General features: G+C 42.1%; 13 protein-coding genes. 4 read left to right on the forward strand and 9 right to left on the reverse strand.

The genetic code is table 11. The features are described from left to right. Nucleotides 1–85: 85 nt before the first annotated feature. The gene (locus tag ABID56_RS06695) at nt 86–883 is read right to left on the reverse strand and encodes a hypothetical protein (protein ID WP_354219849.1); all 798 of its coding nucleotides are present in this window, start codon (nt 881–883) and stop codon (nt 86–88) included. Between the two features lie 158 nt (nt 884–1,041). On the opposite strand from ABID56_RS06695, the gene ABID56_RS06700 reads away from it, so the two are divergent. After that, the gene (locus ABID56_RS06700) at nt 1,042–1,335 is read left to right on the forward strand and encodes a DUF4306 domain-containing protein (RefSeq protein WP_354219850.1); all 294 of its coding nucleotides are present in this window, start codon (nt 1,042–1,044) and stop codon (nt 1,333–1,335) included. Nucleotides 1,336–1,365: 30 nt separating this feature from the next. Further along, nucleotides 1,366–1,794 carry a YrvL family regulatory protein gene (locus tag ABID56_RS06705; protein ID WP_354219851.1) on the forward strand — a complete coding sequence of 143 codons (429 nt, stop codon included), beginning with the start codon at nt 1,366–1,368 and terminating at the stop codon, nt 1,792–1,794. A gap of 220 nt (nt 1,795–2,014) precedes the next feature. On the opposite strand, the gene ABID56_RS06710 is transcribed toward ABID56_RS06705, so the two are convergent. The 5 genes from ABID56_RS06710 to ABID56_RS06730 form a co-directional block, all read right to left on the reverse strand. Continuing rightward, the gene (locus ABID56_RS06710; RefSeq protein ID WP_354219852.1) at nt 2,015–2,980 is read right to left on the reverse strand and encodes a DMT family transporter; all 966 of its coding nucleotides are present in this window, start codon (nt 2,978–2,980) and stop codon (nt 2,015–2,017) included. Nucleotides 2,981–3,216: 236 nt separating this feature from the next. After that, nucleotides 3,217–4,146 carry an InlB B-repeat-containing protein gene (locus ABID56_RS06715; RefSeq protein ID WP_354219853.1) on the reverse strand — a complete coding sequence of 310 codons (930 nt, stop codon included), beginning with the start codon at nt 4,144–4,146 and terminating at the stop codon, nt 3,217–3,219. A 319-nt stretch (nt 4,147–4,465) separates the two neighbouring features. After that, a complete protein-coding gene (locus ABID56_RS06720) occupies nt 4,466–5,734 on the reverse strand; it encodes a purine/pyrimidine permease (RefSeq protein ID WP_354219854.1) in 1,269 nt (422 codons plus the stop codon). A gap of 92 nt (nt 5,735–5,826) precedes the next feature. After that, nucleotides 5,827–6,738: a methyl-accepting chemotaxis protein gene (locus tag ABID56_RS06725; RefSeq protein WP_354219855.1), complete on the reverse strand. Its 912-nt coding sequence runs from the start codon at nt 6,736–6,738 to the stop codon at nt 5,827–5,829. 278 nt (nt 6,739–7,016) lie between these two features. Beyond that, nucleotides 7,017–7,568, reverse strand: a complete 552-nt coding sequence (locus ABID56_RS06730; protein WP_354219856.1) for a TetR/AcrR family transcriptional regulator — start codon at nt 7,566–7,568, stop codon at nt 7,017–7,019. 152 nt (nt 7,569–7,720) lie between these two features. Between ABID56_RS06730 and ABID56_RS06735 the strand changes: the two genes are divergently transcribed. Together ABID56_RS06735 and ABID56_RS06740 are read left to right on the forward strand one after the other, a co-directional pair. Next, entirely contained in the window at nt 7,721–9,775 is a 2,055-nt protein-coding gene (locus ABID56_RS06735; protein ID WP_354219857.1) for an efflux RND transporter permease subunit, read from the forward strand. Next, nucleotides 9,772–11,547 carry a YhgE/Pip domain-containing protein gene (locus tag ABID56_RS06740; RefSeq protein WP_354219858.1) on the forward strand — a complete coding sequence of 592 codons (1,776 nt, stop codon included), beginning with the start codon at nt 9,772–9,774 and terminating at the stop codon, nt 11,545–11,547. The genes ABID56_RS06735 and ABID56_RS06740 overlap by 4 nt, the downstream gene beginning before the upstream one ends. A 166-nt stretch (nt 11,548–11,713) precedes the next feature. On the opposite strand, the gene ABID56_RS06745 is transcribed toward ABID56_RS06740, so the two are convergent. The 3 genes from ABID56_RS06745 to ABID56_RS06755 all read right to left on the reverse strand — a co-directional run bounded on the left by ABID56_RS06745 (nt 11,714) and on the right by ABID56_RS06755 (nt 14,290). Continuing rightward, a complete protein-coding gene (locus tag ABID56_RS06745; RefSeq protein WP_354219859.1) occupies nt 11,714–12,952 on the reverse strand; it encodes a hemolysin family protein in 1,239 nt (412 codons plus the stop codon). Between the two features lie 314 nt (nt 12,953–13,266). Continuing rightward, on the reverse strand, nt 13,267–13,779 hold the full coding sequence (locus ABID56_RS06750; RefSeq protein WP_354219860.1) for a universal stress protein: 513 nt from the start codon (nt 13,777–13,779) through the stop codon (nt 13,267–13,269). A gap of 196 nt (nt 13,780–13,975) precedes the next feature. Continuing rightward, the gene (locus ABID56_RS06755) at nt 13,976–14,290 is read right to left on the reverse strand and encodes a DUF3221 domain-containing protein (protein ID WP_354219861.1); all 315 of its coding nucleotides are present in this window, start codon (nt 14,288–14,290) and stop codon (nt 13,976–13,978) included. Between the last annotated feature and the right edge of the window lie 100 nt (nt 14,291–14,390).

Here is a 14,390-nt window from a genome sequence, read left to right on the forward strand (position 1 = left end):
ATGTTGTGTGCTAACTTTATTCTACAGAAAGGGTCTTCCTTTTTCTATACCATCACGTGGTCATATTCTATTTACACAAAATATTTTACACTCTCTTTCTTATATCATTATGGTCATAGAAATCGATATCTTTACCATATTGTTCTTCTAATTTTTCACGTATCTGTAGCAATTGATAGTCCATATCATGAGAATTAGAATCTTGTACAATATATCCAAACGTATTTTTCACTTTTTGTTTATGCCCCCAACTCACTATTCGTTCGAAATAAGCTGGCTGTAGTAAATGAAGAATAATATGTTGCGTTTGAAGTTTTTTGCCAAACGTTTGACGAATATCATCTACAAACTGCTTTAATTCCCATGGTTGATTCAGAATATTTTCCCGTTCCTCAATAGGCTGATCCTTTAATTGTTTCACAATCGAGTTAAGGAAAGAAATTTCATGATATCTGTGTGAGTTATACCCTGAACCAGGCGAACCAAGACCACCATCTAATGCATTAAACACTTTATTTTCTCGATTTAGTTGAATCCCACCCCAATGGGCAATTTTCTCAAGTTTACCTATTTTAGTTTCAAACGTATTCGAGCTATTAGAAGGAAATATGTAATATATATACATTAATTCAATCACAAATTTATATACAGATTCTACTTCACCGTCTAACTGCTTTTCTAATTTACCATCAAATGTATCACTAGAATCATCAGGACTGTTAACAAAGATCGTATCAAACCGACGTATATTATCTTGCGTCCAAATCGCTTCTCCTTCCCAAATCAATGACCCATCATTTAATAAGCAATTTTGTTTCCAATTAGTTATCACATCATATATTGTCTTGCGGTAGTCTTTATCATGGAAATAATACTTAGCCATTTACAGTCACCTGTCCTTATTCAACTAATTTATTATCTAACTTCATTTTACAGAATTTTTCATCAAAATTAAATGGATAGATATTTTAACTTTTATGACGCCCATTCCCCCAAGCTACCACCCCATTATGCTAAACTAAACATAACGAATTCTCAGGAGTGATTATATTAAACAAAGCACTTGGGTTAATCAGCGCGATCGTCTTACTCTTCATCACGGTGGTGGCTGGTTTTTATGCGATATTTCAAGTGAATCAGTTAGCGATTTTGCCAATTGAGGATTGTCGGTCGTCGTTTATATTTACGCCTGAATCGGTCGAGTATTGCAGTGATATCTATTTGGTCGATGAGATGTTAATCGCGTTTCGTTTTCCAGTAACTTATGTTGCCTTGGCTGCTGTGATTGGATTGGTCGTTTTGGTTGTTAAGTTTTTTCATGCTCCGAAAGATTAACGTTTTACATAAGATAGGGAGTTGAGTCGTGTGGAAAAGAGTCGTTCACCGAAAGTCGGGGCTTGGGTAGGTCTGAGTCTACTTGTGATTGTTATATTAAGCGCCATTGTAGCGGTTTACTTTTTAGCGATGGCTGGGGCGTTTGAGTTGCTCGGCGTCCAGTATGAGTCAGTGTGGAGGCTTGCTTTGTTTGCGGGTGGCTTTTTTCTTATTGGGGCTGTGTTGGATGTGTTGGTGAATCCGTTGGCCGATATTTTGGCAGGCCAAGTAAGCGGTCGTGCGGTGTCAATTTTAGTGAAAATAATGCTAGACACGCTGTCGAATTGGGTGAGTTTGTTTGTGATGAATGTTTGGGTCAGTAGCGTCTTGTTAAGTTCGCAAGCGATGATGTTGTTGGCGATTGTGATCGCGCTCATTGAATTCGGGTTAGAACAGACACATTCGAAACAATCGCCATAAGATACGGAAGGTTCGCCGCGGCGAACCTTTCTTTTTTGAAATAAATGGGCGGAGTTATTAAATAAATCGGGGGATTTTTGAAATAAGTGAGCGTGCGCGTGTTAGTTTTTAAATAAATAGGCTCAGTTTTGAGATAAATACGCGTACTTATCTCAAAACTAGGCGCATTTATCGAATAAGTTGCGTGCAGGTCAAACGCAAATAAAAAAAAGCCCTCACATCAGCTTGAGGGCTCTTCGGTCATTTGTGGATCTGTTGGCCATTTTTGGTCTTGGCGCATACTGCGGAATTTGAATTTCTTCACTTTTTTGAACTTGAATACGGTTAAAAAGAGTGAAGCAAACAATAACACAAAGCCGAGTAATTGATAGCCAGTGAGTGTTTCGTTAAAAACGACGACACTGACCATGACGGCGATAATGATTTCGACGGATGATAGTATGGCAGCTTTGCTCGACTCAATATAAGACAGTCCCATCGTGTACAACAGGTAAGCCGCAATGGTCGAGATCGCGACAATGCCTAAAATATTAAGCCATACACTTCCATCCGTGAAGGCATTAGCATTATTCCAGATCCCACTTGTCGGAATTAAGAATACAGCGCCACTGGCCATCGCATAAAATGTAATTGTAAATGGGTGGTACCAGCGACTAACATTTTTACCGAGTAAGCTATACGTCGAACAGAAGAAACCTGCGAGTAAGCCGAAGAGAATTGTCTGGATCGTTAAGGCGAATTCTCCTAATGGTAAAAATTCGATCGCAAAGGCACTGCCTAAAATGGTGAGCATAATAGCTGCGAGTTTTGGTTTGGTTAGTGGTTCGTTGAAAAGTGTTTTGGCAATAATCGCGGCGAACACAGGTGATGTGTAAACGAAGACGACCGCGACTGCGAGTGTTGCTAAGTCGATAACTTGGAAGTAAAACCAATTGAAAAGTGAAATACTAAAAACGCCGAGTGCAATGAAATACGGAATGTCCTTAAGTCGGATCTTAAGGTAACTGCGTGCTAGAAGGGCTAGCATCGCTAGAAGAATCAAGCTGGAAAACGTCAAGCGTAGTGTGACGACTTGCCAAGGTGTGAAACCTGTGGCGTACAAATTTTGCACGAATAACCCTGTGAGGCCCCAAAAAACTGCCCCTAAAGTTACCATGATGTAGGCAATAACGTGATTCATTCTCATCGTTAAACCCTCCCTCTTCTTTTTCTGTCGGTACAGGTTAAACTACTAAGATGTGTATTAGATTGTATTAGTGCGAGCGTTTTCATCTTACAACGCATCGCGCATATAAGCAACCATTTTGATGCGAAAAATCCGAAACTTTTTTCTATATAGTTTTAAAACGGTCACAATGCCCGTCGAAAAGCTTTTTAACAAAAGAAAAACGACCCTCCTATAGAAGGTCGTTCGTCTCCATATTATTCAAATTCACCTGTCTCGATTGACAAGGTTGTTTCGATGCGATTACCGACTTGTCCAATGACTTCAAATTGCACCGATTGATTGTCATCCATCCACTCCATACGACTAACATCAAGTAATTCCGCCTCGCTAATTGCTGTAAAATCAGCGGTTACGACATTCTCTTGGTCTTCTACAGAGTCGATAAAGGCTTGCTGTCTCGTCGGTGATTCATTGACTGTTGTGTAAACAATATGCGAGCCATCAGACGACCATACGACACCATCACGTGGGGATGTGACTTGTTGTGTGGCATTCGTGAAATAAATTTCATCCGTTTCTAAGTCCATATACCCAACAACACTATACGGAAACGCTCCTTGTGCATTATACAACGTAAACGCTAATTTAGTTTCGTCTGGCGACAATCCTTCATGGCGAATCGATAAGTTATTAAGGTCCGGATGATTTTCCGTTACCTCATCATATTCCTCGCCCCAAAGATTTTTGCCACCAATCGTTTCCCAAACACCATCTAAATTTGATGCGAGTTCTGATTTATTAATACTCACACCTTCTTGTTCAAACTGAACCGTTTCTAACGATTCAAGCGGCAATGACATACTTGGAGTTATCGTTTGTTCCCGTGTCACATTAGTTGTGGTTTTATTTAAAACAGCTTGCAGTTGAACATCTGAGCTCACTTCAAAACGGTATTCTGATTCTGTACTAACCGATTCACCGTCTTGAGTCCACTCGACAAATTCATACCCGTCATTCGGTTGTACCGTCACGACCGCTTCATTGTCTGAAGCATAAATACCAGCACCCGCAATTTCCGCGGCATCGTCAGGCTGAACGATCACATCAACTTCATATTCTTGATTGGAACATCCGATTAGTATCGTGATAAGTATAATTGGTATCGCAATGATTGGCTTTGACACAATTGTTCACTCCGATCGTCTTTAGTTAAATCATAACTCGAAAAACTTTAAATTTAAACCTTTTTGACGCGATTTTTGCCGAAAAACTAACATTTTGTCTCGTTATGGATAGGGTTGTTTACAACGATTTCACTGTTTCGCCGTATAACGAGTCGATTTCGCCGTATCATATCGCAAACTCGCCGAATAATGTTAAAATTTCGCCGTATCATCGCTTAATTTCGCCGTATCCCCATTAATTTTCGCCGATAAAAGTTGATAAGAACCCTTATCATTTAAAAATTTAACGCTGCCAACATAAAATTGACAGCGCTTATCGTTAGTTATTTTTTGTTTTCCATACCTTTTCTAAAATAACGGCAATAATCGTACCGACGAGTAAGCCATTACTGACGACTTGTTTCACCGTTTCTGGTAGATGCGAGAAACTTTCCGGTGGGATGAACATGAGTCCACCACCGAGTAGCATCGACACGGTGATAATCGTCATACGGCGTTCGTGCAAGGGTTCGGCAAATAGATTGCGTAAGCCGAGCCCCATTAATTGAACGAATGTCGCCAGCAAGGCCGCGTTTGCAACAGGTGACGGGATCATCGCTAAAAATGAAATCACGATTGGGAAAAATGAAACGATCGCGAGAAGGGCTGATGCCCACATGAACGGCGCTTTTTTCGTTTGCCCGGTCAGTTGAATGAAGCCAGCCGTTGAAGCGAGTGGGACAACCGCGACCCCTGAAAACAAACCAGAAATGCCATGATTAAGCCCCAGTGTGAAACTACCTCGGTTCATTTGGGTTTGGCTAAAATTCACCTCGCCATCAATCACATTCGATGTGGCGGCAAGCGCAGCAACAATATTTGATAATAGGATAAAAGCTGTTAACAAAGCGATGGGCACGACGCTCCAGTCAAAAATTGGTGCGCCCCAGGCAAACATTTCTGGCGCTTGCACGACAGGCGCGTCGCCAACTGCCAGGTCCTTCGCGCCAAAGCTTAACACAAATACGAGCCAGCCAACGGAAATCCCGATTAAGACAGCATAACTTTTCATCCATCCACTAAAGAAGATCGACAAAATCAACACCGTACTAAATGTGATCATCGCAACGGTGAATTGACCCGTATCAACTTGCGTCACATCACTGCCTAACCCGAGCATACCTTCTAAAAACGTTCCACTCAGTTGAAACGTTAATAATGTTAAAAAGACGCCCGTGACAAGTGGTGTGAATAAGCCAATGATATTGCCGGAGACTTTAAATAAACCGAACATCATCAAGAAAACACCAGTCAAAATCATCGCTGCTTCTAGTAAACGAAGCGCTTCTACGCCTTGTTCACCTGCTGTTCCGATACTAATCGCAAAAACAGAAAACGTCGATACCCACAAGCCGGCCGGGCCATCAACAATTGGCAATTTGTGTCCAATTAGTCCTTGTAGGTAACCCGCGATCCCTACGATGAAAAACGTTCGTTGCATCAGCTGCATCACGTCAGCTGTTTGCATATCAAAAATCGAGCCAATCACGATCGGAATTGCCACCGCATTGGCCAGTAAAAAGATAAACCATTGTATAACTTTAAACAATTTGTCGTGTCCTCCTTCAATGAAACCAAAGGACATTTTAACATAATGTGAGTTTTTTCGTGTGACGAAAAATTATCTTTCTATATTTTCTATTAAATAATTGATTTCAACTCATGTGCTTTGCCTGATAAATGATCTGATGTTGTCGTCACCATTTTATAATCGTCTGTTGCTTCATGAATCGTATTTGTACTGTCCTGAAGCGCGTTTTGAATGTCCGTCACACCATGTGTGATATTATCAATCTCGGTCGTGATTCGTGTGACATTTTCGTTAACATCGGTGATCGAGCTTTCCACTTTCGTCGATAGTTTACGAACTTCATCTGCCACGACGGCAAATCCCTTTCCATGTTCGCCTGCTCGAGCCGCTTCAATCGATGCATTTAATGACAGTAAATTCGTTTGTGACGCGATATTTTTAATCGTCTTCACGACACTGCCGATTTCTTTCGCTTGTTCTTGAAGCTGTCTCAGTGTTTCAGTATTTCGTTCAGACACTGCTTCAATCTCGTCCATTTTTGCGTTCAACGCTTCTTGATTCGATAAACCCTGATTGGCACGCTCTGATAAATCGGTGGCCGCCTGTTCGAGGTCTGTCACAAACGTTTGAATATTGTCTTGGCGCTTTGTAATATCAGTTGCGATTTTAAGCACGCCAGTTACCCGGCCGTTTTCGATTAACGGCATGTACGTCGCTTCTAACCAAATCGACCGACCATAAGCATCTTTGCGGTTAATTTTGTCTTGAAAACTTTCCCCGCGTAACAATTTCCCCCAAAACTGCTTGTACTCGACACTTTCACTAAACTCATCAAAACAAAATTCGCTGTGATGCTTTCCGATCATATCGTTTTGCGTTTGAAAATGCATCGTCTGTTGAAATAATGGATTCACATCTACGACTCGCGCATTCGTATCAAATTGAATCATCGCTAAATGTTGATCAATCGTACTTAAAATTAAATTGTTTGTATTCTTAGGCATCGCTGTTGTTGTCATCATAGACCTGTCCCCTCTCGATTATATAGCTATACCCTACTATACCCCATTTGACCTAGTTCAAACGGTTTTGTATTAATTTTGTATAAAAATATAATACAAATATGAACGATAACAAAACAAGAGAACGTCCGCTTACGGTGCGCCATAGTGGTTTCGCCGTAAATGATGGAAATATCGCCGTAAAATCATCAATTTTCGCCGTATGTTGTCGCTTTATCGCCGTATCAGCGCAAAATTTCGCCGTATCAGCTCACGATTTAGCCTATCTTTTATAATATTTATCGATCTGGCCCACCATTTACAAACGTATGGATTAAAGTCGCCATCTCCTCAGTCGATTCGGGTCTTCCTGCGGCGATCCACGCTTTAATGACGTGAATCGATCCACTAATAATATACGTGCTCAAATAATCTGACACCGACTCGTCTAAATCGTTCGTATTATTCATGACGAATTGGTGCGCCACATTCATAACTCGCCGTTCAAACGCGGGATCACCATTTTCGTTTAACAAAACGTGAAACATTTCAGGCGTGTCTTCGATATAATCAAGTAGTTTTTTGGTCATTTGTTTCGATTCCTCGTCTTGGTCAAAACTATATCGACTTAAATAATCTTTCATATCAGCAATAATCTCGTCTTCTATCTTCAAAAGTAGATCATGTGGATTGTCATAATGCGTATAAAATGTCGATCGGTTAATGTCAGCGCTTTCGCACAATGCTTTAACCGTGATCCCATTAATCGGCTCCTCCTTTAACATCTCGATCATGCTTTCTTTTAACATTTTACGGGTATATTGTTTGCGACGATCTAATTTATCTCCCATACCGTTTCCACCTTTGTGACAATTTTGTTGAAATCCAACATTAACACAACGCTATGTTGGATAACTGACATATCACACGAATGTGTCGATTGATTATCCAACACTGTGTCCATATAATAATAAAGTGGATTAAGTTTTCGTGCAAGAAAGGGATGAGGCATATCGATCTCGCAAAAAGGATTTTAGACCATAAAAAATTTGTTGTCTGGGCGTTTATTATTGTTGCGATCGTGAGTACAATTGCGCAATTTGCCGTTTCAGTCAACTACAATATGATGGATTATTTACCAGATGATGCACCATCGATGGAAGCGACAGATACGATGGAATCGGCTTTCGACGAACCGACTGCCAATGCGCGGGTGATGGTTGAAGACGTCACGATACCTGAGGCAGAAGAGTATAAAGAACAGCTCGAAGCGATCGATGGTGTGACCAATGTCGATTGGCTCGACGACATGATTGATTTAAGAACGCCGATTGAAATGGCGGATGACAGCCTTGTCGAACAGTATTACGACGACCAGGCTGCCTTGTTTCAAGTAACGATTGCAGAAGGTCAAGAAGTCGAGGCAACCGATGCGATTTATGAGCTGATCGGTGACGAGAATGCGCTTGACGGGGAAGCTGCAGATACAGCGACGTCTCAAAAAATGACCGGCCAAGAATCGATGTACGCTGCGGCACTGCTCATACCCATCATTATTATTATTCTCGTCTTGTCGACGAATTCATGGGCTGAACCCGTGTTTTTCTTAACAGCGATTGGCGTTTCTGTTTTGATCAACTTAGGTTCAAATATATTTATTGGTGAAATATCGTTCGTGACGCAGTCTGTCGCACCGATATTACAACTCGCCGTCTCGCTCGATTACGCGATTTTCTTATTACACAGTTTTTCAGACTACCGTAAAGAAACATCCTCGCCGTACGAAGCGATGCGGCTGGCGATAAAACGATCATTCCCAGCAATTGCGGCGAGTGCTTCGACGACGTTTTTCGGATTTATCGCGCTTACGTTTATGAATTTCGGAATCGGTGCCGACCTCGGTGTGAACTTAGTCAAAGGCATTTTATTCAGTTTCATCAGTGTGATGGTCTTTTTACCAGCCTTGACGTTACTGTTTTACAAATGGATTGATAAAACCGAGCATAAGCCGATCGTTCCGGCGTTTAGAAATGTGGGACGCCGTGTGTTGAGACTACGTGTGCCTGTGCTTATTCTCGTGTTATTACTTATCGTCCCTGCCTTCTTAGGGCAAGGTCAGACGTCGTTTATTTACGGGATTGGCGAACAACCTGACTCATCGCGACTCGGCAGTGACCAAGACCAAATCGAAGCACAATTCGGGCAAAACACGCCGATGGTTATGCTCGTTCCGAGAGGGCAAGTCGCATTAGAGGAAGAACTGGTTCATGATTTGGAACAACTTGATGATGTGACAAATGTACAAAGCTATGTCAACACGATCGGTCCGACAATTCCGCCGTCTTACTTAGAGAGTGAGCAAACCGAGACGTTTTTATCAGACGGTTACAGTCGGATCACGATGCAAACAGATACGCCAACTGAAGGTGAGGAAGCCTTCCAGCTCGTACAAGACGTGCGTGCATTAGGCGATCAATATTACGGAGATGACGCCCAATTACTCGGCGAAAGCGTGACGTTGTATGATATTAAAGAGACTGTCGAGCGCGACAACACACTCGTCAACTGGCTAACCGTACTCGCGGTCGCGGTCGTCCTGATCGTCACATTCCGTAATATGGTTTACCCTGTTGTTCTACTCATTACGATTCAATCGGCGGTTTGGTTTAACTTATCTGTGCCATACTTTATGGATTCAGAACTCGTCTTTGTCGGCTATTTAATCGTCAGTACCGTCCAACTTGCGGCAACAGTCGATTACGGTATTTTATTTACCGAAAACTATACGCGATTACGCCAATCGTTACCGGCTAAAGAAGCAGTGATCCAAACGGTTGACGGTAAAATTTTCTCCATTTTTATATCGGCAGCGATTTTATCCAGTGTCGGCTATATTTTATGGATCACATCGAGTAACCCTATCGTCGGCTCAGTCGGATTATTACTCGGTCGCGGCGCGTTATTAGCGTTCGTTTCCATCGTCTTACTACTTCCGGCTCTACTACTTGTGACCGACCGATTTGTATCAAATAAGAAGAAAAAGGAGGTATCACAATGATTCGTAAAACAATAGCAAGCATAACGGCGTTGAGTTTAGTGCTTTACCCTAGCACGCTCAGCTTTGCCGAAACTGATAATGAAGGTTCATTTAGTGACAAACATGAAGTCGTCTATACGACACTCGATGCGTTAGGCGAACAACAAGGGCTCTATGTCGTGAATGAATTTAACGTGACAGAAACGGGGGCGATTACCGATTACGGTCAGTACGAATCGCTCGAAAATTTAACGACAACAGGTGAGATTTCTACTAATAATGGGGAATTAACGCTACCTGCGAATGAAGATCCGTTTTATTATCGCGGTGATCTAGCGGATCGTCAGCTTCCGTGGACATTTGATGTCACCTATAAGTTAGACGGTAATAAGGTCGCGCCGTCTGATATCGTTGGCCAATCAGGTGATGTCTCTATCACTGTTGATATGAGTCACCGAGAAGGCGCGAATGAGACTTTTACGGACAATTTCATGGTTCAAGTGTCGGCGACATTGAATTCAGACGTCTTCAGTCAAGTCGAGGCACCAGGCGGGACTGTCGCAAGTGCTGGGCAAGATCAGCAAGTGTCGTTCACTGTCATGCCTGGCGATGAAGATACGTTAACACTTGAAGCGAGTGCAGAATCATTTGAGTTTGACGGATTTCAAATATCAGCCCTTCCCGCGTCCATGTCCGTCGATCAACCGAACACGAGTGAGATGACAGACAATATGGAACAGTTATCGAATGGCGTCGCTGATTTGCATGATGGGATTGCCGAGCTTAATAACGGGTTAGGCGAACTTAACAATGGCGCCGTCGATTTGCGCAATGGGTCTTCTAGCTATTTACAAGGTGTGCGCGATTTAGATAACGGCTCTGGTGAATTAGTCGGCGGCTCTGAATCGATTCAAGCAGGCATTGATGAGATGCATCAACAGTTAGCCTCATCTGACTCGTCTAGTGGTAATTTAGGTGAGATGGCATCTGGTCTGAACGAGATCGCAGCAGGTTTAGAGGAAGCTGCAACGGGCTTAGATGACTTACGTAGCAACTACGAGAATGCATACGGCGCGTTAGACGATGCGATCAAACGGATTCCCGATAGTCAATTGAGTGAAGAAGAATTGCAAGGCTTATACCAAAGTGGCGCGGATCAAGACGTTGTCGACACACTCGTCAGCACATATGAAGCGGCACAAGCGACGAAACAAACGTACAATCAAGTTGGCGATGCGTTTAGCGCTGTGACGCCTGCGTTAAATGAAACGAGTGGACAATTAAGTGAGATGGCTAATCAATTACAGACGATGGCGGAAAACGTGTCGAGCGCAGACCCAGCGAGCGGTTTAACAGAGCTTGAAAACGGTCTGGCCGATTTGTCCTCCCAATATAGCGAGTTTCATGCCGGCTTAGTCGACTACACGAATGGCGTCGGCGAATTGGCCAATTCCTACTCGTCCGTCCATAGCGGTGTAGACGACTTACAATCAGGCATTGCGAGCACTTATGCTGGTTCGAATGACTTGCGTGACGGCTCACGTGAGTTGCGCGATGAAACGAGCGATTTACCAGAGGAAATGCAAAACGAAATCGACAGCATGATGAGCGACTTTGAATACGACGATTTTGACCTTGAATCATTCGTCTCTGAGCGAAATAATGAAGACATTGAATCGGTTCAATTCACGATCCAAACAGACAGCATTGAGATCGAAGAACCTGAAGACACAACGGATGAACAAGATGAAAACGAATCGATTTGGGATCGATTTTTGAATTTATTTAGATAAGGAAAATGCCGGACCACATGCGAGTGGCCCGGCATTTTTTGTATGCAGGAGAGATTGTCAGACAAACTCCGAACATTGTTAGATAATGTGGTCAGATTGTGAGACAAAGTCGGGACTTTGTCTCACAATCTATCTATAAAGACGATCGAAAAGCCATTTAGCTCGGCTAAATGGCTTCTTCATCTTGCTTTTCGATTTTAACTTTCCTAATCGAGCGATTATCTGTTGCTAGAATGGTAAACGTTAAGTCATCCCGCTCGATCACGTCTTCTTCTTCTGGAAAACGGTTCATTTCCGTTAATAAGTAACCTGACAAGACGTCTTCTTCTTCTGGAATCGCCGTATTAAAAATCGCATTTAATCGACGCAACGGGATTTTGCCGTCACATACAATATGCGTCTCACTTAATTCATCTACCATCGAATCGTTATCCGCATCAATCTCGTCTTCAATTTCCATCCCGATCATCGCCTCGATAATATCTTCGTGTGTCACAATGCCTTCTGTTCCGCCATATTCATCTAAAACGACTGAGAAATGCTTATTATTTTTCGTCATTTCACGGAATACATGTTCAATCGACTGAAATTCATAACTAATGAGTGGGTCCATATCGCTAAATGATTGGAGCGATTTTTCCGGCTCAATCGACCAATGAATTAAAAATTTCGAGTGAAACACGCCAATAATATGGTCGACGTCATCTTGAATGATCGGATAACGCGTATACGGATGCTGAATCGCAATATCCCGCACCTCTTCAAATGACGCGTCCGCATCTAACGACACAATATCGACGCGGGGCGTTTGCAGGACATCTTTGACATTTAAGTTTTGAAAATCGAGCGCCCCTTTAATCCGGTACGATTCATCATCGCGAAACGTCCCTTCTGAATCCGCAATATCGATCATCGCTTTAAATTCTTCTTTCGAGAACGAATATTGTTGCTTTTCACCTTTTGATAAGACGCGGGTGATCGTATCCGTCAGCCAGTTCAACACGATCGTGATCGGTTTAAACAAAACAACCGCTGTTTTAATCACTGGATAGACAATATACGAAATTCGGTCGGGAAACGTCGCCGCGACTGATTTTGGAATCACTTCAGCCACGATAATAATCGTCACCGTTAAAATCGCCGTCGCCATTGCGACATCGAATCCATACTGAATCGCCATCGTCGTCACGAGTGTTGGCAAAATGATGTTCGAAATATTATTACCGATTAGAATCGCTGTTATAAATTCATTCGGTTTTTGGACTAATTTTAATAGCTTACCTGATTTTGCATCGCCTTCTTGCGCTTTCGTCTGCAATTTCATCCGATTCGTCGCTGTCAAAGCGGTTTCACTACCGGAGAAAAATAGCGATACAAAAATAAGTGCAATGATCGCAAAAATCACTGAGACGTGCCTCCTTATGTATCTTCATAATACGAACTGTACCCTTTTTTAACATAAGTTAACAAGGTATCACTCGTTATTTTATCATAATTAATGATCTTACACGGCAATCAATCTCTTTCTTTTATAAATTTTTCAACAATCGCGGGCCTCACCTGTTGAGTTATTAAAAAACTCTCGCCATTTATTTAAAAAATGCACTTAGTTTTGAAATAAGTTAGCTCACTTATTTCAAAACTACCAGTAATTATCTCAAAACTAGCTAAGTCATAAAAAGATCCCCTCTGACTGCTTGTGTGTCAGAGGGGGTACTGTTATTTAGCAATTAAAACGGGACAATCCGATTCGTTGGCGACTTTATTACTGACACTTCCCATCACTAATTTCCTTAAGCCGCTCACACCACGATTACCCATGACAATTAAGTCCATGCTTTGATCTTCAGCATATTGGACTAATGTTTTTGCTGGGTCACCGACTAATATTTCGAAATGAGCGTGATTGATTTGGTCAGATAATTTCGTCGCTGCTTCGTCTAAAAGTTTTTGCGCTTCATCTCCAATTGATTCCTTATTAGATGTCGGATTAAAATCACCAAGTGGAACGTAAGGCACATAATTCGTCGTGTTGTGCATCATCGACGCGGTATGCGAAAAAACTGGCTCAGTATTCATCGTTGTCGTCGTTCTTGTATTTTGATCATGCACATAAACGACACTGAGTGCTGCATCATGGGTGATCGCTAACATTTCCGCTTGTCGTAACGCCTTCATGCTATCACTCGAACCATCAAAAGCAACTAAAATCTTGTTATACGTATCAACCATTTTCATCACTCCTTTTCAAACCCTTTATTATGTCTATTGCCGTTTGCCAAAAGGGTTAAACGTGATCACGCTACGACTATCTTCCTATTTGTTAGACACTTCATGAAGATTGTCCAACATTCTAAAGAGATTATTAGACAATGTGCCGGGATTATCTAACAATGTTACAAGATTATCTAACAATTTAAAGGCTAACCTATTCAGACTCAACCCGTTCATACCGTCCTATACCAGCTTTAGGCGGATTGCTATCTAATACCTGGCCCGTTAACCAAACAGCTATTTCTTCACCTTGTTGCAAACGTGAAAAGCCTTCGACATCGTCATAAGATAAAGCGATGTCATCACCATACCCATATTCAGTCAGTTCACCTGATTCTATGTCGACTAACGCACGATCGTCCGTAAACTCAATGACGGTGCCAATGATATCTGGGTCACCGTCGTATCGTAGCTCATCATCGCACGCAACTAAACTTACAGCACATAATAAGATTAATAAGCTTTTCATGTTTTATCCCCCATTAAACCATTAGACACCCCGCTTCCCCAAATGTTTCACCTACCAAACTCAAAAACAGCATCCCCCACTTCAATATGTTACGCTTTAC

The sequence above is a fragment of the Alkalibacillus flavidus genome (assembly GCF_040545925.1).
Taxonomy (GTDB): domain Bacteria; phylum Bacillota; class Bacilli; order Bacillales; family Alkalibacillaceae; genus Alkalibacillus; species Alkalibacillus flavidus.

Excerpts from the sequence above, each read along its gene's own strand:
- ABID56_RS06695 (WP_354219849.1), bottom strand. The coding sequence starts at position 883 with ATGGCTAAGTATTATTTCCATGATAAAGACTACCGCAAGACAATATAT.
- ABID56_RS06710 (WP_354219852.1), bottom strand. The coding sequence starts at position 2,980 with ATGAGAATGAATCACGTTATTGCCTACATCATGGTAACTTTAGGGGCA.
- ABID56_RS06725 (WP_354219855.1), bottom strand. The coding sequence starts at position 6,738 with ATGATGACAACAACAGCGATGCCTAAGAATACAAACAATTTAATTTTA.
- ABID56_RS06730 (WP_354219856.1), bottom strand. The coding sequence starts at position 7,568 with ATGGGAGATAAATTAGATCGTCGCAAACAATATACCCGTAAAATGTTA.
- ABID56_RS06735 (WP_354219857.1), top strand. The coding sequence starts at position 7,721 with ATGAGGCATATCGATCTCGCAAAAAGGATTTTAGACCATAAAAAATTT.
- ABID56_RS06740 (WP_354219858.1), top strand. The coding sequence starts at position 9,772 with ATGATTCGTAAAACAATAGCAAGCATAACGGCGTTGAGTTTAGTGCTT.
- ABID56_RS06750 (WP_354219860.1), bottom strand. The coding sequence starts at position 13,779 with ATGGTTGATACGTATAACAAGATTTTAGTTGCTTTTGATGGTTCGAGT.
- ABID56_RS06755 (WP_354219861.1), bottom strand. The coding sequence starts at position 14,290 with ATGAAAAGCTTATTAATCTTATTATGTGCTGTAAGTTTAGTTGCGTGC.